The organism is Kitasatospora sp. NPDC094015 (assembly GCF_040304075.1).
Classification (GTDB): domain Bacteria; phylum Actinomycetota; class Actinomycetes; order Streptomycetales; family Streptomycetaceae; genus Kitasatospora.
Map to the genome: position 1 here is coordinate 59,367 of NZ_JBEOUL010000007.1, position 16,844 is coordinate 76,210.

General features: G+C 76.4%; 16 protein-coding genes. 12 read left to right on the forward strand and 4 right to left on the reverse strand.

From position 1 onward, the window contains the following. Positions 1 to 64: 64 nt before the first annotated feature. From ABT014_RS11315 to ABT014_RS11355, 9 genes are all read left to right on the forward strand, one after another. Positions 65 to 1,264, forward strand: a complete 1,200-nt coding sequence (locus tag ABT014_RS11315) for an NAD(P)/FAD-dependent oxidoreductase (RefSeq protein WP_350638448.1) — start codon at positions 65 to 67, stop codon at positions 1,262 to 1,264. Continuing rightward, positions 1,261 to 1,581: a (2Fe-2S)-binding protein gene (locus tag ABT014_RS11320; RefSeq protein WP_350638449.1), complete on the forward strand. Its 321-nt coding sequence runs from the start codon at positions 1,261 to 1,263 to the stop codon at positions 1,579 to 1,581. Before ABT014_RS11315 ends, ABT014_RS11320 begins: the two co-directional genes overlap by 4 nt. After that, on the forward strand, positions 1,562 to 2,986 hold the full coding sequence (locus ABT014_RS11325) for an FAD-dependent oxidoreductase (RefSeq protein WP_350638450.1): 1,425 nt from the start codon (positions 1,562 to 1,564) through the stop codon (positions 2,984 to 2,986). The genes ABT014_RS11320 and ABT014_RS11325 overlap by 20 nt, the downstream gene beginning before the upstream one ends. 82 nt (positions 2,987 to 3,068) lie before the next feature. Beyond that, the gene (locus ABT014_RS11330) at positions 3,069 to 4,010 is read left to right on the forward strand and encodes a dihydrodipicolinate synthase family protein (protein WP_350638451.1); all 942 of its coding nucleotides are present in this window, start codon (positions 3,069 to 3,071) and stop codon (positions 4,008 to 4,010) included. A gap of 70 nt (positions 4,011 to 4,080) precedes the next feature. Next, positions 4,081 to 5,082: a proline racemase family protein gene (locus ABT014_RS11335; protein WP_350638452.1), complete on the forward strand. Its 1,002-nt coding sequence runs from the start codon at positions 4,081 to 4,083 to the stop codon at positions 5,080 to 5,082. Positions 5,083 to 5,156: 74 nt separating this feature from the next. Beyond that, the gene (locus ABT014_RS11340) at positions 5,157 to 6,536 is read left to right on the forward strand and encodes an aldehyde dehydrogenase family protein (protein WP_350638453.1); all 1,380 of its coding nucleotides are present in this window, start codon (positions 5,157 to 5,159) and stop codon (positions 6,534 to 6,536) included. Continuing rightward, complete coding sequence (locus ABT014_RS11345; RefSeq protein ID WP_350638454.1) at positions 6,533 to 7,555, forward strand: proline racemase family protein; 1,023 nt, start codon at positions 6,533 to 6,535, stop codon at positions 7,553 to 7,555. Before ABT014_RS11340 ends, ABT014_RS11345 begins: the two co-directional genes overlap by 4 nt. Further along, positions 7,555 to 8,490 (forward strand): ornithine cyclodeaminase family protein, encoded by a 936-nt coding sequence (locus tag ABT014_RS11350; RefSeq protein WP_350638455.1) that lies wholly within the window; start codon positions 7,555 to 7,557, stop codon positions 8,488 to 8,490. Before ABT014_RS11345 ends, ABT014_RS11350 begins: the two co-directional genes overlap by 1 nt. A gap of 65 nt (positions 8,491 to 8,555) precedes the next feature. Next, entirely contained in the window at positions 8,556 to 9,266 is a 711-nt protein-coding gene (locus ABT014_RS11355; protein ID WP_350638456.1) for a GntR family transcriptional regulator, read from the forward strand. Between the two features lie 48 nt (positions 9,267 to 9,314). Here ABT014_RS11355 and ABT014_RS11360 read toward each other — a convergent pair whose 3' ends face one another. Together ABT014_RS11360 and ABT014_RS11365 are read right to left on the reverse strand one after the other, a co-directional pair. Next, positions 9,315 to 10,010, reverse strand: a complete 696-nt coding sequence (locus tag ABT014_RS11360) for an ABC transporter ATP-binding protein (RefSeq protein WP_350638457.1) — start codon at positions 10,008 to 10,010, stop codon at positions 9,315 to 9,317. Next, on the reverse strand, positions 10,007 to 11,077 hold the full coding sequence (locus ABT014_RS11365) for an FtsX-like permease family protein (protein ID WP_350638458.1): 1,071 nt from the start codon (positions 11,075 to 11,077) through the stop codon (positions 10,007 to 10,009). The genes ABT014_RS11360 and ABT014_RS11365 overlap by 4 nt, the downstream gene beginning before the upstream one ends. Positions 11,078 to 11,258: 181 nt before the next feature. Here ABT014_RS11365 and ABT014_RS11370 point away from each other — a divergent pair, with 181 nt between their 5' ends. Next, positions 11,259 to 12,467: a sensor histidine kinase gene (locus ABT014_RS11370; RefSeq protein ID WP_350638459.1), complete on the forward strand. Its 1,209-nt coding sequence runs from the start codon at positions 11,259 to 11,261 to the stop codon at positions 12,465 to 12,467. Then, positions 12,464 to 13,096: a response regulator gene (locus ABT014_RS11375; protein WP_350638460.1), complete on the forward strand. Its 633-nt coding sequence runs from the start codon at positions 12,464 to 12,466 to the stop codon at positions 13,094 to 13,096. Before ABT014_RS11370 ends, ABT014_RS11375 begins: the two co-directional genes overlap by 4 nt. 33 nt (positions 13,097 to 13,129) lie before the next feature. Here ABT014_RS11375 and ABT014_RS11380 read toward each other — a convergent pair whose 3' ends face one another. Continuing rightward, positions 13,130 to 13,999 (reverse strand): hypothetical protein, encoded by an 870-nt coding sequence (locus ABT014_RS11380; RefSeq protein WP_350638461.1) that lies wholly within the window; start codon positions 13,997 to 13,999, stop codon positions 13,130 to 13,132. A 207-nt stretch (positions 14,000 to 14,206) separates the two neighbouring features. Between ABT014_RS11380 and ABT014_RS11385 the strand changes: the two genes are divergently transcribed. Beyond that, positions 14,207 to 15,223: a nitronate monooxygenase gene (locus tag ABT014_RS11385; protein WP_350638462.1), complete on the forward strand. Its 1,017-nt coding sequence runs from the start codon at positions 14,207 to 14,209 to the stop codon at positions 15,221 to 15,223. Between the two features lie 34 nt (positions 15,224 to 15,257). On the opposite strand, the gene ABT014_RS11390 is transcribed toward ABT014_RS11385, so the two are convergent. Next, positions 15,258 to 16,721: an aminopeptidase P family protein gene (locus ABT014_RS11390; RefSeq protein ID WP_350638463.1), complete on the reverse strand. Its 1,464-nt coding sequence runs from the start codon at positions 16,719 to 16,721 to the stop codon at positions 15,258 to 15,260. Positions 16,722 to 16,844: the final 123 nt, after the last annotated feature.

The window sequence follows — 16,844 nt, forward strand, 5'->3', positions numbered from 1 at the left end:
CCGGTCCGGTCCGGCGGGCCACCTTGGCAGCTTCATCGCCATGTGACATATTACTGCCGTGTCCATGCGATCCCCCCACGATGTCGTGGTGATCGGCGCCGGTGTCGTCGGCGCCGCCTGCGCCTACTACGCCACCCTCGCCGGCCTGCGGGTCGCCGTGGTCGACCGCGGTCCGGTGGCCGGCGGCACCACCGGCGCCGGTGAAGGCAACCTGCTGGTCTCCGACAAGGAGCCCGGCCCCGAGCTGGACCTCGCGCTGCTCTCCACTCGGCTCTGGCGCGAGCTGGCCGACACCGCCGGCCCCGGCGCCCCGGGCCCTGGCACCCTCGGCGCCGCCACCGAGTACGAGCCCAAGGGCGGCCTGGTGGTCGCCCGCGACCCCGCCGGGATGGAGCTGCTCCGCCGGTTCGCCGCCGAGCAGGCCACCGCCGGGGTCGAGGCCGCCGAGGTCAAGGGCGGCGAGCTGGGCGAGCTGGAACCGCACCTCGCCGCCGACCTGGCCGGCGGCTTCCACTACCCGCAGGACGCCCAGGTCCAGCCCGCACTGGCCGCCGCCCACCTGCTGCGGGCCGCCCGCGCCGGCGGCGCCGAGCTGATCCTCGGCGAGGCCGTCCGGGCCGTGCGCACCCGGTCCGACGGCTCGGTGCTCGGCGTCACCACCGAGCGCCGGCGGCTGGACGCGCCCGCCGTGGTCAACGCCGCCGGCACCTGGGGCGGCGAGGTCGCCCGGCTCGCCGGCGTCGAGCTGCCGGTGCTGCCCCGGCGCGGCTTCGTCCTGGTCACCGAGCCGCTGCCGCGGATCGTCCGGCACAAGGTGTACGCCGCCGACTACGTGGCCGACGTGGCCAGCGGATCCGCCGCGCTGCAGAGCTCCGCCGTGGTCGAGGGAACCCCCGGCGGCCCGGTGCTGATCGGCGCCAGCCGGGAGCGGGTCGGCTTCGACCGGACGCTCTCCGTCGAGGTGCTGCGCCGGCTGGCCGGGAACGCCGCCGCGCTCTTCCCGGTGCTGCGCACGGTCGCCGTGCAGCGCGCCTACCGGGGCTTTCGCCCGTACCTGCCGGACCACCTGCCGGCGATCGGCGCCGACCCGCGCGCCCCCGGTCTGTACCACGCCTGCGGCCACGAGGGCGCGGGCATCGGGCTGGCCCCGGCCACCGGGCGGCTGATTGCCGCGCAGCTCACCGGCGCCGTGCCGGAGCTCGACCCGAGCCCGTTCCGCCCCGACCGCTTCGGCGGCCGGCCCGCCCCCGAGGGAGAGGCATGAGTACCCGACGCACCCCCGCCGAGCTGGTCGGGGCCGAGCCCGGACCCGGCCACACCATCGAGTTCGACGGCCGCCCGGTGGCGGCCCTGCCGGGCCAGACCATCGCCGCCGCGCTCTGGGCGGACGGGGTGCTGGCCTGGCGCACCACCCGGGTCGGCGGCCGGCCGCGCGGCGCGTTCTGCGGGATCGGCGTCTGCTTCGACTGCCTGGCCACCGTCAACGGCGAGCCCAACCGGCGCACCTGCCTGCTCCCGGCCCGCCCCGGCGACCGCGTCACCACCCAGGAGGGCCACGGCCGTGCCGACCTCGCCGTCTGACCGCACCGGGTCCGAGCCCGGCCACGACCTCGCCGTGATCGGGGCCGGCCCCGGTGGGCTGGCCGCCGCCGTCACCGCCGCCGACCTGGGCCTGCGGGTGCTGCTGCTGGACGCCGGCGCGCGCCCCGGGGGCCAGTACTACCGCCATCCCGCCCCCGGCCTGCGCGCGGCCCGGCCCGAGCGGCTGCACCACGGCTGGTCCGCCTTCGCCGACCTCTCGCGGCGCCTGCGCGAGCACACCGGCCACCGGCGGATCGGCTACCTGACCGGCCACCACGTCTGGGCCGCGGAGCCCGCCGGGGCCGACGGCCTCTGGCGCCTGCACGCCACCACCGGCCCCGGCGCGGGGGACGCGGTGGTGCTGCGGGCCCGCGCCGTGCTGCTCGCCACCGGCGGGTACGAGCGCCAGCTGCCGTTCCCCGGCTGGACGCTGCCCGGCGTGGTCACCGCCGGCGGGGCGCAGGCCATGCTCAAGTCCTCGCTGGTGCTGCCCGGGCGCCGGATCGTGGTGGCGGGCAGCGGACCGCTGCTGCTGGCCGCCGCCTCCTCGCTGGTCACCGCCGGGGCCGAGGTGCCGGCGATCGTCGAGGCCGGCAGCTACCTCGGGTACGCCCGCGGGCTGCCCACCCTGCTCGCCAACCCCGCCAAGCTGGTCGAGGGGGCGGGCCACGCGGCCGCCCTGCTGCGCCACCGGGTCCGGCTGCGGCGCAGCAGCGCGGTGGTCGAGGTGCACGGCAGCGACCGGGTGACCGGGGTGACGGTGGCCCGGCTGGACGCCCGGTGGCGTCCGGTGGCCGGTACCGCGCGCCGGATCGACTGCGACGCGGTGGCGGTCGGGCACGGCTTGGTGCCGCAGATCGAGCTGGCGACCGAGCTGGGCGCGGACACCCGGGTGACCCCGGACGGCACGGTCGCGCTGCGGGTCGACGCCCGCCAGCGCACCAGCCTGCCCGGTCTGTGGGCGGTGGGGGAGACCTGCGGGGTGGGCGGGGCCGACCTGGCGCTGGCCGAGGGCGTGCTCGCCGCGCACGCCGTCGCCGGGCGCCCGGCCCCGCCGGGGGCGCGCCGCCGCCGCGAGCGCCGCCGGGCGTTCGCCGAGCTGATGGCCGCCGCGCACCGCCCCGGGGCGGACTGGGCGCACTGGCTGACCCCGGAGACCGAGGTCTGCCGCTGCGAGGAGGTGCCGGCCGGGCGGATCCGCGAGGCGGTGGAGGAGCTCGGGGCCACCGACGCGCGGACCGTCAAGCTGCTCACCCGGGCCGGGATGGGCTGGTGCCAGGGCCGGATGTGCGGGGCCGCCGTGGCCTGCCTGTCCGGCGACCCGGTGGCCCGGGCGGACAGCCGGCCGCTGGCCTGTCCGGTGCCGCTGGCCCAGCTGGAGCGGCTGCCGGAGGCGTCGGCGTAGCCCGTACCCGCCGGACGGGCGCCGGAGCGCTCGGCGGAATTCTGCGGGGCGCTCTTGTGGCCACCCCGTCAAATCTAATAAAATGTCACACCTCACCACTCAGGGAGAATCCCCCGTGTCCCACGCACCGCATGACCCCACCCGTCCCTGGCGCGGCATCATGGTCGCCACCGCACTCCCGCTGCGTGACGACCTCTCCGTCGACTACGACGCCTACGCCGAGCACGTCCGCTGGCTGATCGACAACGGCTGCGACGGCGTCGTCCCGAACGGCTCGCTCGGCGAGTACCAGACCCTCACCGACGAGGAGCGCGCCCGCGTCGTCACGGTCGCCGTCGAGGCGGCCGGCGACGGTGCCCGGGTGATGCCCGGCGTCGCCGCGTACGGCAGCGCCGAGGCGCGCCGCTGGGCCGAGCAGGCGGGCGAGGCCGGCGCCGGTTCGGTGCTGCTGCTGCCGCCGAACGCCTTCCGGGCCGACGCGGCCGCCGTCCGGGCGCACTACGCCGAGGTCGCCGGGGCCGGCGTGCCGGTCGTGGCGTACAACAACCCGATCGACACCAAGGTCGACCTGGTGCCCGAGCTGCTCGCGCAGCTGCACGCGGACGGCTCGATCGTCGCGGTCAAGGAGTTCAGCGGGGACGTCCGCCGGGCGTACGAGATCGCCGAGCTGGCTCCCGGGCTGGACCTGCTGATCGGCGCCGACGACGTGCTGCTGGAGCTGGCCCTGGCCGGGGCCGTCGGCTGGATCGCCGGCTACCCGAACGCGCTGCCGCAGTCCTGCGCCACCCTGTACCACGCCGCTGTGGCGGGTGACCTGGCCACCGCGCTGCCGTTGTACCGGTCGCTGCACCCGCTGCTGCGCTGGGACTCCAAGGTGGAGTTCGTCCAGGCCATCAAGCTGTCCATGGACATCGCCGGCCGCGCCGGCGGTCCGGTCCGCCCGCCGCGCTTCCCGCTCTCCGCCGGGATCGAGGCCGCCGTCCGGTCCGCCACCGAGAAGTCGCTCGCCGAGGGGCTGAAGTAACGCAACGCCAGCGGGGCCGGCTGCGGGGACAGCCGGCCCGCCCCGGTCCGTACGAGGGAGTATCGAACCCATGCGCAGCCGTCACGTCTTCCACGCCGTCGACTCGCACACCGAGGGCATGCCGACCCGGGTGATCACCGGCGGATTCGGCACCATCCCCGGCAGCACCATGGCCGAGCGGCGGGTGCACTTCCAGCAGCACCTGGACCACTTCCGCACCCTGCTGATGTACGAGCCGCGCGGCCACGCCGCGATGAGCGGGGCGATCCTCCAGCCGCCGACCCGACCGGACGCCGACTTCGGGGTGCTCTACATCGAGGTCTCCGGGCTGCTGCCGATGTGCGGCCACGGCACGATCGGGGTCGCCACCGTGCTGGTGGAGACCGGCATGGTGGAGGTGGTCGAGCCGGTCACCACCGTGCGCCTCGACACCCCGGCCGGTCTGGTGGTCGCCGAGGTGGCCGTCCAGGACGGCGCCGCCCGGTCGGTCACCATCCGCAACGTGGCCTCGTACGCGGTGGCGCTGGACCGGAAGGTCGAGGTGCCCGGGTACGGCACGGTCGGCTACGACCTGGCGTACGGCGGGAACTTCTACGCGGTGCTGCCGCTGGCCGAGCTGGGGCTGCCGTTCGAGCGCGAGCGCGGGCAGGACATCCTGACCGCCGGCCTCGCGCTGATGGACGCCATCAACGCGGCGGAGCGCCCGGTGCACCCGCAGGACCCGTCGATCCACGGCTGCCACCACGTGCAGCTGCTGGCGCCGGGCTCCACCGCGCAGCACTCGCGGCACGCGATGGCCATCCACCCGGGCTGGTTCGACCGCTCGCCCTGCGGCACCGGCACCTCCGCCCGGATGGCCCAGCTGCACGCCCGCGGCGAACTCCCGCTGCACCAGGACTTCCGCAACGACTCCTTCATCGGCACCACCTTCACCGGCCGCCTGGTCGAGGAGACCACCGTGGCCGGGCTGCCCGCGGTGGTGCCCACGGTGACCGGCCGGGCCTGGATCACCGGCACCGCGCAGTACTTCCTCGACCCGGACGACCCGTTCCCGGCCGGCTTCCTGCTCTGACCCCGGCGCTCCCCGCCCACCGGTACGACCGACCGACGGCGCCCGCCGGACCGCACACGAAAGGCTTCCGCACCATGAGCATCGACTCGTACAACCCGGCCGACCCGGGCGATCTGGTGATCCGGGTCGAGGCCCCCGGCGCGGCCGGCACCGCCGCCGCCGTGGAGCGGGCCCGGGCCGCCGGGGCCGGCTGGCTCGGCCTCGGCGCGGCGGGCCGCTCGGCCGCGCTCGGCCGGGCCGCGGCCGCGCTCGAGGCGCACGCCGAGGAGCTCGCCGCGCTGGTGGTCCGCGAGGTCGGCAAGCCGATCGCGGAGGCCCGCGGCGAGGTCGCCAGGACCGTCGCGATCTGGCGGTACTACGCGCAGGCACCGTACGCCCCGGTCGGCGAGGTGCACGAACCGGCCGCCGGGCAGGGCCTGTTGATGACCCGGCGGCGCCCGTACGGGGTGGCCGGGCTGATCACGCCGTGGAACTTCCCGCTGGCCATCCCGACCTGGAAGGCGGCACCTGCGCTCGCGGTCGGGAACACGGTGGTGCTCAAGCCCGCGCCGGAGGCGACCGCCTGCGCGCTGCGGCTGGCCGAACTCGCCGGGCTGCCCGAGGGCGTGCTCACCGTGCTGCCCGGCGGGGCCGAGGAGGGCGCCGCGCTGGTGGACGCCGCCGACGTGGTCTCCTTCACCGGCTCGACCGGGGTCGGCCGGGCGGTGATCGCCGCCACCGGGGCGCGCGGCGTGCCGGTGCAGGCCGAGATGGGCGGCCTGAACGCCGCGCTGGTGCTGCCCGATGCCGACATCGAGCAGGCCGCCGCCCACCTGGCCTCGGCCGTCGCGGGCTACGCCGGGCAGAAGTGCACCGCCACCAGCCGGGTGATCGCGGTCGGCGAGGCCTACCGGCCGCTGCGCGAGGCGCTCGCCAAGGCGCTGACCGCGACCGCCGCCGCGGCGCCCGGGGAGGCGGACACCGTCTGCGGCCCGGTGATCAGCGAGGCCGCGCTCGACCGGCTGACCGGCGCGCTCGACTCGGCGGTCGCCGCCGGCGCCACCGTGGTGGCGGGCGGGGCCCGGGCGGAGCGGACCGGCTGGTACCTGGAGCCGACCCTGCTGGAGGACGTCCCGGCCGACCACCCGCTGCTGGCCGAGGAGTTCTTCGGCCCGCTCGCCGTGCTGGTCCGCGCCGCCGACCTGGACGAGGCGATCGCCCTGGCCAACGCCACCCGGCACTCGCTCGCCACCTCGGTGCACAGCCGCGACCTGGACACCGCGCTGGCCGCCGCGGACCGGCTGGAGGCGGGCATGATCCGGGTCAACGCGCCGTCCAGCGGCGTCGACTTCCACCTCCCGTTCTCCGGCGCCAAGTCCGCCAGTTACGGCAGCCGGGAGCAGGGGCAGGCCGCGCTGGAGTTCTTCACCTCCAGCCGGACCGTCACGCTGCTGCCTGCCGGGACGCCGCGGTGAACCCGATCAGCACCGTCGACTACCACACGGCCGGCGAGCCGTTCCGGATCGTCACCGGCGGCCTGCCGCCCGTCCCCGGGGACACGGTCGCCGAGCGCCGGGCCGTCGTGCTGGGCCCCGGCGGCAGTGCCACCGCCCCGCGCCCCGGCGCGCTCGACGAGGTGCGCCGGCTGCTGTCGCGCGAACCGCGCGGCCACGCCGGCATGTACGGGGGTTTCGTGGTGCCGCCCGACGACAGCGAGGCGCACTTCGGGGTGCTGTTCTGGCACAAGGACGGCTACTCGACCGCCTGCGGCCACGGGACGATCGCGCTCGGCGCCTGGGCGGTGGACTCCGGCCTGGTCGCCGCGCCCGCCGACGGCACCGTCCGGGTGCGGATCGACGTGCCCTCCGGCCGGGTCTCGGCGGCCGTCCACCGCGAGGGGGGCCGCACCACCGCGGTCACCTTCCGCAACGTGCCGACCCAGGTCACCGCCCGCAAGGTGCCGGTGCCCACCTCGCGCGGCACCGTCGAGGTCGACCTGGCGCACTCCGGGGCCTGCTACGCCTCGGTCCGCGCCGCGGACCTCGGGCTGAGCGTGCGCACCGACCGGCTGGACGAACTGACCGCCGTGGGGCGGGAGATCCGCGCCGCGCTGGAGGGCGGTCCGGGCACCCGGCACCCGAGCGACCCGCGGCTGTCCGGGGTCTACGGGGTGATCCTCCACGAGGAGCTGCCGGACACCCCGGACGGGCCGAGCCAGCGCAACGTCACCGTCTTCGCCGACGGCCAGATCGACCGCTCGCCGTGCGGCTCCGGCACCTCCGCCCGGCTGGCGCTGCTCGCCGCCGACGGGCGGCTCGCCCCCGGCGAGTCGCTGCGGCACGAGTCGGTGATCGGCACGGTGTTCACCGGACGGGTGGTGGGCGAGCGCCCGGACGGGGTGGTCACCGAGGTCACCGGCACCGCGCACCGCACCGGCGAGCACCGCTTCGTCCTCGATCCGCTCGACGGGCTCGGGACGGGGTTCCAGCTCTGATGGCCGACCAGCCGACCGGCCTCGCGCCGACCCTGGAACTGACCCTGTCGCCGGCCCGGGCCGTCGAGGCGCTGGAGCGGGAGCTGCGCGCCGGCCTGGACGTGGAGCACTGCCCGGCCCGCACCAACATCCCTGTCCCGGCCGGGGAGTTGCTGCTGATGCCGGCCGCGACCGGGCGGTACGTCGGGGTGAAGATCGCGGGCGTCGCCCCGGCCAACCCGGCCCGCGGGCTGCCCCGGATCACCGGCAGCTACCTGCTGCTGGACGGGCCGACCCTGCGGCCGCTCGCCCTGCTCGACGGCGCCGCGCTGACCGCGCTGCGGACCCCGGCGGTCACCGCGCTGGCGCTCGACCGGCTGGCCGCGCCCGGGGCCGAGCACCTGGTGCTGTTCGGGACCGGCCCGCAGGCGTACGGGCACCTGGAGGCGCTGGTGGCGATCCGCCCGCTGACCCGGCTCACGGTGGTGGGCCGCGGCGCGGCGCGGGCCGAGGAGTTGTGCGCCCGGGCCCGCGCGCTGGGGCTGGCGGCCACGGCCGGCGGGCCGGGGGCGGTCGCCGACGCCGACCTGGTGGTCTGCTGCACCACGGCCCGCACCCCGCTGTTCGACGGCGCGCTGGTGCCCGACCGGGCGGCGGTGGCGGCGGTCGGTTCGCACGAACCCGGGGCGCGCGAGGTGGATGGCGCGCTGGTGCGGCGCTCCGCGCTCTACACCGAATCCCGGGCCACCGCGCTGCGCGAGGCGGGCGACCTGCTGATGGCATTCCGGGAGGCCGGGGAAGCCGTTCCGACCAGCCTTGCGAACCTCTCAGAACTGGTGAACGATGAGGCAGTTGTCCCGGCCGACCGACCGCGCTTCTTCAAGAGCGTCGGGATGGCCTGGCAGGATCTGGCAGTCGCTGCCAGCCAATACGAATGTCACCCGCATTGCGTTTGAATCTTCCACAATTTGAGTAACGTGACATTGTACAATGGTGTCCTGCAAACTCCCGGAGGAACACCATGGCGGACCGAAAGCCCCGCACCCTCATCTCGGTACAGGAGCGGCTGCGCGACCAGGTCGCCCACGCCCTGCGCGCCGGGCTCATCTCCGGTGAGCTGCGCCCCGGCGTGGTCTACTCCGCGCCCGCCCTGGCCGCCGACTTCGGGGTCTCCGCCACCCCCGTCCGCGAGGCCATGCTCGACCTCGCCCGCGAGGGCCTGGTCGAAGCCGTCCGCAACAAGGGCTTCCGGGTCACCGAGCTCAGCGAGCGGGACCTCGACGAGTACACCGAGATCCGCGCGCTGATCGAGGTGCCCACCGTCGGCCGGGTCGCCCGCACCGCCACCCCCGAGCAGCTGGAGGCGCTGCGCCCGGAGGCCCAGGCCATCGTGGTCGCCGCCCGCGAGCACGACCTGATCGGCTACCTGGAGGCGGACCGGCAGTTCCACCTCGACCTGCTCGGTCTGGCCGGCAACGCCCGCCTGGTCGAGACCGTCGGCGACCTGCGCAAGCGCTCCCGCCTGTACGGCCTCAACCGGCTGGACCAGCGCGGCGAGCTGGTCACCTCGGCCGAGGAGCACCTGGAGCTGCTCGACCTGATGATCTCCGGCCGGGCCGACGAGGCCGAGGAGTGCATGGCCCGCCACCTCGGCCACATCCGCTCGCTCTGGGCCTCCGGCGCGGAGAACGCGGTCGAGGAGCGTCCGGCGCTGCGCCTCGGCGCCCGCTGACCCCGGTCCGGTCGCGGGCGCCGATCCCTCGGCCGTCGGCCGTCGGCCTCAGGCCAGCCGGCCGTCGTGCATCTCCACCACCCGGTCCACCCGGCCGAGCAGATCGCGGTCATGGGTGACCATCACCGTCGCCGTGCCGTGGGTGCGGGTGACCTCGGCGAGCAGGTCGACGATCAGGGCGCCGCGCTCGTGGTCCAGTGCCGAGGTCGGCTCGTCCACCAGCAGCACCGACGGCCGGCCGAACAGCGCCCGCGCGATGTTCACCCGCTGGCGCTCCCCGCCGGACAGCTGGTGCGGACGGCGGCGCTGCTTGGCGCCGTCCAGCCCGACCGAGGCCAGCAGCTCCTGCGCTCGCGGGCGCGCCGCCGCCGGCCGCCCGCCACGCACCGATTCCAGCACCAGCAGCTGTTCCACCGCGGTCAGCGAGGCCAGCAGGTTCGACTGCTGGAAGACGATCCCGAGCCGCTCGCGCCGCAGCGCCGTACGGGCCCGCTCGCCGAGCGCGCCGACCTCCTGACCGTCGATCACCACCTCGCCCCGGTCCGGCCGTTGCAGGGTGGCGGCCACCGCCAGCAGGCTGGACTTGCCCGAGCCGGACGGGCCGACCACGGCGGTGAACTCGCCGGGCGCGACCGCCAGCGACACCGCGTCCAGCGCGGTCAACCGGCTCTCGCCGTCCGGGTAGCTGAGCGTCACCCCGCGCAACGCGAGGCCGGTACGGGTGAGTTGGGGGGTCGTGGTCATCGGGAGGCTCCCAGCGCGGCCAGCGGGTCGACGGAGGTGATGCGGCGGACCGCCAGCGCGGCCCCGGCCAGGCCCAGCAGGATCATCGCGGCCACCGGGACGGCCACCGTGGCCGGCCCGACCTCGAACGGCACCGCGGCCGAGGCCAGCAGCCCGCCCGCGCCACCGGCCGCGCCGCCCAGCAGCGCACCGCCCAGCAGGACGGCCGCCGCCTGCGCCAGCGCGTCCCGCACCAGGTAGCCGCTGCTCGCGCCGACCGCCTTGAGCACCGCGATGTCCGGGCGCCGCTGCACCGTCCACACCGTGAAGAAGGCGCCGACCACCAGCGCGCTCACCGCGAACAGGAACCCCTGGATCAGCTGCAGGCTGCCCTGTTCGGCCGCGTAGCCGTTGATCCCGGCCAGCGCGTCGGCCGTCGGCACGGTCGTGGTGCTCTCCGCCCGGTCCAGCCCGGCGGCGTCGGCCGGCGCACCGCTCAGCGCCAGTGCGGTGGGCCGGCTCTGGCCGCTGATCCGCTCCCAGGTCGCCACCGTGGTCCAGACCGTCGGCGCGTGCGAGAACGAGCGCTCCTCGGTGATCGCGGCCACCGTCAGCGCGCTCGGGCCGAGCCCGACCCGCGCCCCGACCTCCAGGTGGTAGGTCCGCGCGGTGTCCGCGCCGACCGCCAGCTGGCCGTCCTGCGGGGCCGAGCCCCGGCGCAGCGGCGGCAGCAGCTCGGCGGGGGAGCCCAGCACGCTGACCGGGGTGGCGGCGTCGGCGGTGGTCAGCCTGGTCAGCGAGACGCCCAGCGGGTGGGCGGCGCGCACGCCCGGGGCGGCGGCGAACACGGCCTGCTGCTCGGCGGAGACGGTGGAGTTGCCGAAGGAGACCGTCGGGGCGGCCCCGGCCGGGGCGCCGAAGACGATCCGGTCGGCCGGCAGCCCGGCGACGGTCGAGGAGGCGGCGGCGGCCAGGCCGCCGGTGAGGCCGTAGAGGAACACGACCAGCGTGGTGATCAGGGTGACGACCGCGCCCATGAGCGCGAAGCGGCCCTTGGCGAAGCGGATGTCACGCAGTGCGACGAACACGGGGACCTTCCGGTGGAGGGGGCTGTCCGATGGCTCCACCCACCCTGGCCGCCCGGGGCGGCGCCGCCATCGTGGAGAGGAGGGCACCGCGCCTCCACCGTCGGGTGCAGCCGGGAATCCATCGAACGGTTGATGCCCGACCGGTCGGCCGCGGCCGCCGCAGCCCGTACCCTCGGAAGGCGTGACCCGTACCGAACCGCCCGCACCGGGCCACACCGTCCAGACCCCCGCCCTGCGGCTGATGCACCTGGCCCTGCACGGGCTGTTCTTCGCCCTGCTCGGCGTGCTGCTGGTGCGCGGCGTGGTCGGCGGCGACCTCGGGCCCGGCGCGCTGGCCACCGCGGCCGGGCTCGCCGCGGTGTACGCCGCCGGCGGGCTGGTCGGGCGGATCCGCGACAGCAGGCGCCGGGCCGGCCTGTGGCTGGGGGCGGTGGTGCTGCTCTGGGTCGCGCTGACCCTCCAGCACCCCGAGTTCTGCTACCTCGCCTTCCCGCTGTACTTCCTGTGCCTGCACCTGCTGCCGGTCCGCCGGGCGGTGGCCGCCGTCGCCGGGCTCACCGCGATCGTGGTCGCCGCGCAGTCCGGCACCGCCGGCGGCCTCACCACCGCCAAGGTGCTCGGCCCGGTCGCCGGCACAGCCGTCGCCCTGCTCACCGCGTACGGCTACGCCGCGCTCTACCGGGAGAGCCGCGAGCGCCAGCGGCTGATCGACGACCTCATGCGCACCCGGGACCAGCTCGCCGCCAGCCAGCGGGAGGCCGGCCGGCTCGCCGAGCGGCAGCGGCTGGCCCGCGAGATCCACGACACCCTGGCACAGGGCCTGTCCTCGATCGTGCTGCTCGCCCGGGCCGCCGGCTCGGCGCTGCCCGCCGACCCGGCCGCCGCCGCGGGCCGGATCCACGAGGTCGGGCTGACCGCCTCCGCCAACCTCGCCGAGGCCCGCCGGTTCGTGCACGCGCTCACCCCGCCCGCCCTCGACGACGCCACCCTCACCGAGGCGCTGCGCCGGCTGGCCCAGGGGGCGGGCGCCGACTTCCACCTGGACGGCGAGCCGCACCCGCTGCCGGTCGAGGCCGAGGTCGCGCTGCTGCGGCTCACCCAGGAGGCCCTGGGCAACGCCGTCCGGCACGCGGGGGCGGGACGGATCGCCGTCACCCTCGCCTACCTCGACGACGAGGTGACCCTGGACGTCTTCGACGACGGGGTGGGCTTCGACCCGCAGGCCAGGCCGGGCGGGGAGCGCCGCACCTTCGGGCTGCACGGGATGCGGGAGCGGATCGCGGACCTCGGCGGCAGCCTCACCGTGGAGTCCGCGCCGGGCGAGGGCACGGCGGTGGCGGCGGCCCTGCCGCTGCGGGCGACCGTGCCGGCCGAGGCGGGTGCCCGGTGATCCGGGTCCTGCTGGTGGACGACCACCCGGTGGTGCGGCGCGGGCTGCGGGCGATGGTCGACGACTTCCCGGACGTGACGGCCGTCGGCGAGGCCGCGGACGGCGCCGAGGCGCTGCTGCGGCTGGCGGAGCTCGAGCAGCAGCCCGACGTGGTGCTGATGGACCTCCAGATGGGCACCGGGATGCACGGCGTCGAGGCGACCCGGCGGATCACCGCGCTGCCCGACCCGCCCGCCGTGCTGATCCTGACCACCTACAGCACCGACGCGGACATCCTCGCCGCAGTCGAGGCCGGCGCCACCGGCTACCTGCTCAAGGACGCCCCGCCGCAGGAGGTGGCGGCCGCCGTGCACGCCGCCGCCCGGGGCGAGACGGTGCTCGCCCCGCCGGTGGCCGCCCGGCTGCTCGGCCGGGTCCGGGCCGGCCGGCCGAGCCTGTCGCCGCGCGAGACGGAGATCCTGCAGCTGCTCGCGGAGGGGCTGGCGAACCGGCAGATCTCCCGGCGGCTGTTCATCAGCGAGGCCACCGTCAAGACCCACCTGGTGCACGTCTACGACAAGCTCGGCGTGGACAGCCGCACCGGGGCGATCGCCGCCGGCCTCGCCTCGGGGCTGATCCGGCCCGCCTGAGCCCGGGCGAGCTAAGGCGGGCGCGGGCGGTGGTCAGAGCACCGGGATGTCCACCTTCAGGACGAAGGCGTGCGGCGCCGGGTCGGCCGGGGCCTCGTAGGTGAGGGTGGCGGTGACCGTGCTGCCGTGCGCCGCGGTGGGGCTGACCCGCACCGCGAAGCCCCGGTTGAGCCAGGACCAGGTGTTGCTGACCGTGTCGGGGCAGATCGCGGTGGTGCGGTCGACCGAGTACTCGCACGGCGACCGGTCCGGCGCCGAGCTCAGGAAGGTGGATCCGGGCGGCAGTTGGGCGACCAGGCGGCCGCGCCACGGGTAGTCGGTGGAGGGGCCGAGGTTGCGCTCCTCGACCTCGAAGTCGGCCGGGTCGCCGGGGGCGGTCGGCAGCGGGGGCCGGGCCAGGGCGAGGTACGCCCGGGTGACGGGGGCGGCGATCTCGGAGGTCCAGGTGGCCAGGTTGTCGGCGGGGTTCTGCTCGCCCTCCCAGGTGACCTCGGCGGTGCCGCCGGGGTAGCTCCTGGGCCCGGCCAGCCCGCTGATGGTGCGTGAGCGCAGCGCGGTGTAGCTGCACGCGCCCGGGGCCAGGCCCTCGGCGACCGGCAGCCGGATCCAGTTCCAGCCGCCGTCGGTGGCCTGGCCGGATCCGGGGCCGATCTCCATGCCTTCGTCCGGCGGGCCGTTGACGACCAGCGTGGCGGCGTTCTGCGGGGTCTCGGTGCCGTGGTTGCACACCACCACGGTGAACGGCACGGTGGCGCCGGGCGGGGCCGCCGGGTCGGGTGCGGCCACCGTCACCGCGAGGTCGCGGGCGTACGGCGGGGTCGGCTGCGGGGGCTGGACGGCCTGGGCGCCGACCGGGACGAGCGCGGCCGCGACGGCGGCGGCGAGAACGGCGGGGATCCTCAACGGGGTCTCCATCAGGACGGTGGCGGGCGGCCGGATCGGCGCCTGCGTTCGTCCACGAAGTTATCGCCGCCGGTCCGGGGGAGCAGGAAGGCCGGGCCGGAACGCCGCCCGGCCGGGTGACCTGACAGGCCTTCGGCCGGCCGGGCGGCCGCGCGCATAGGGTGGAGGCGCGCAGCAGCGTGGCGGACGGCCTCGGAGGAGTGGCACATGGCTGTGGATCTGACCGGCCTCGCGGCGCCCGTGGTGGTGGCGCCGATGGCGGGCGGGGCCTCGACCCCGCAGCTGGTCGCGGCCGTGGGCGAGGCGGGCGGCTTCGGCCTGCTGGCCGCCGGGTACCGGACGGCCGCCGCGGTGGCGGAGCAGATCCGGGCCACCCGGCAGCTGACCGGCCGGCCGTTCGGCCTGAACCTGTTCGTGCCCGCCGCCCCGGGCGATCCGGCGGCGGTGGCCGGCTACCGCGAGCGGCTGCGGCCCGAGGCCGAGCGGTACGGCGTCGAGCTGCCGGTGACGATCGCGCCGGACCGGGACGACTGGGACGCCAAGATCGAGCTGCTGCTGGCCGATCCGGTGCCAGTGGTCTCGTACACCTTCGGCCTGCCCGCCCCGGCGGAGGCCGAGGCGCTGCGGGCGGCCGGGATCCTCCAGATCGGTACGGTGACCGGCCCGGCCGAGGCGCGGGCCGCCGCCGAGGCGGGGATGGACGTGCTGACCGTGCAGGGGCCGGAGGCCGGCGGGCACCGGGCCACCCACCGGGTGGACGCCGAGCCCGGCACCGAGCCGCTGATCGACCTGCTGGCGGCCGTCCGCGCCGAGGTCGGCCTGCCGTTGATCGCGGCCGGCGGGATCGCGGACGGCCAGGGCCTGGCCGCCGTCCTGCGGGCCGGCGCGGTGGCCGGCCAGCTGGGCACCGCCTTCCTGCGCTGCGAGGAGTCGGGTGCCTCGGCCGCGCACCGGGCCGCCCTGGTCGATCCGGGCTTCCGGGAGACCGTGGTCACCCGGTCCTTCACCGGCCGCCCGGCGCGCGGACTGCGCAACGCCTTCATCGACCGCTACGAGCCGTACGCGCCGGCCGCGTACCCGGAGGTGCACCACCTCACCCAGCCGCTGCGGGCGGCCGCGGCGAAGCGGGGTGACCTGGCGGCGATGCACCTGTGGGCCGGCACCGGCCACCGGTCGGCCGGGACCGGCCCGGCGGCGGCGATCGTCCGGGGGCTGCTCGGGTAGCGGGCCGGGCCCGGCGGCCCGGCGGCCGGTGCGGTCAGCCGAGCAGGGTGCCCATCCACTCCTCGATCCCGGCGACCGTGCGCGGCAGGGCGCCGGACATCAGCCGGGCGCCGTCCGAGGTGATCACCAGGTCGTCCTCGATCCGGACGCCGATGCCGCGCAGCTCGACCGGCAGCGTCTCGTCGTCGGGCTGGAGGTACAGGCCGGGTTCGACGGTGAGCACCATGCCCTCCTCCAGCACGCCGTCCAGGTAGGTCTCGGCCCGGGCCTTGGCGCAGTCGTGCACGTCGAGGCCGAGCATGTGGCCGCTGCTGCACAGGGTGTAGCGCCGGAACAGACCGCTGTCCTCGCGCAGCGCCTCGTCGGCGGGGATCCGCAGCACGCCCCAGTCGGCCAGGCCCTCGGCGATCACCCGCATCCCGGCGCGGTGGAAGTCGCGGAAGCTCGCGCCCGGGCGCAGGGTCGCGATGGCGGCGTCCTGGGCGGCCAGCACCAGTTCGTAGACCTGGCGCTGGACGGGGGAGAAGGTGCCGCCGAGCGGGAGGGTGCGGGTGACGTCGGCGGTGTAGAGGGTGTCGGTCTCCACGCCGGCGTCCAGCAGCAGCAGTTCGCGGGGGTCGAGCGCGCCGTCGTTGCGGATCCAGTGCAGCACGCAGGCGTGGGCGCCGGAGGCGACGATGGTGTCGTACCCGGTCCCGTTGCCCTCGGCGCGGGCGCGCAGGTTGAAGGTGCCCTCCAGCCAGCGCTCGCCGCGGCCGTGGCGCAGCGCGGCGGGCAGGGCGCGGACCACGTCCTCGAAGCCGGTGGTGGTGAGGTCGACGGAGTGCTGGAGCTGGGCCACCTCCCAGGGGTCCTTGATCAGGCGCAGCTCGGAGAGGGCGGCGGCGAGCGCGGTGTCGGCCTGCTGGGCGGCGGCGTCGGGCCGCCCGGCGAGCGCGTCGAGCACCGGGTCGACGCCGGTGAGGACCCGGGTGACGGGCTGCGCGCCGGTGAACAGCTTGGCCAGGTCGTCCAGGTGGGCGGTGCGCACGCCGGTGAGCCGGGCAGCCTCGTCCAGGTCGGGCCGCCGGCCGACCCAGAACTCGCCGTAGCGGCGGTCGCGGTAGAACTCGCCGCCGTACGGGCCGGGGCCGCCGCGCGGCGAGCGCGGGCGCAGGTGGAGCACCGGTTCGCCGGAGGGCTCGATCACCAGCACGTGGCCGACCTGGTCCTCGCCGGTCAGGCCGGTGAGCCAGGCGTAGGCGCTGTGCGGGCGGAACCGTTGGTCGCAGTCGTTGCTGCGGACCTTCAACTGCCCTGCGGGGACGACCAGTCGCTCGCCCGGGAAGGCGGCGGCCAGCCGGCTGCGCCGGGCGCCGGTCGCGTCGTACCCGGCCACCCGCCGGTCGGCGGGCAGCGGGGTGGCCGCCCAGCCGGTGCCCATGAAGGCGTCGAGGGCGGGCGAGACGGGCAGATCGTGGCTGCCGGTGTTCAGGCGTGGGGTGGGCTCGGCGGTCACTGCTGCGACTCCTCTGACCTGGGGCGGGGGTGCGGGGGTTGGCGGGTGGCTCGCGTTCCGGCAGGACACGGCTCGGTAACGGGCCGCAACATCTCTTGCCAGTGCAATTTCACATTACTATGT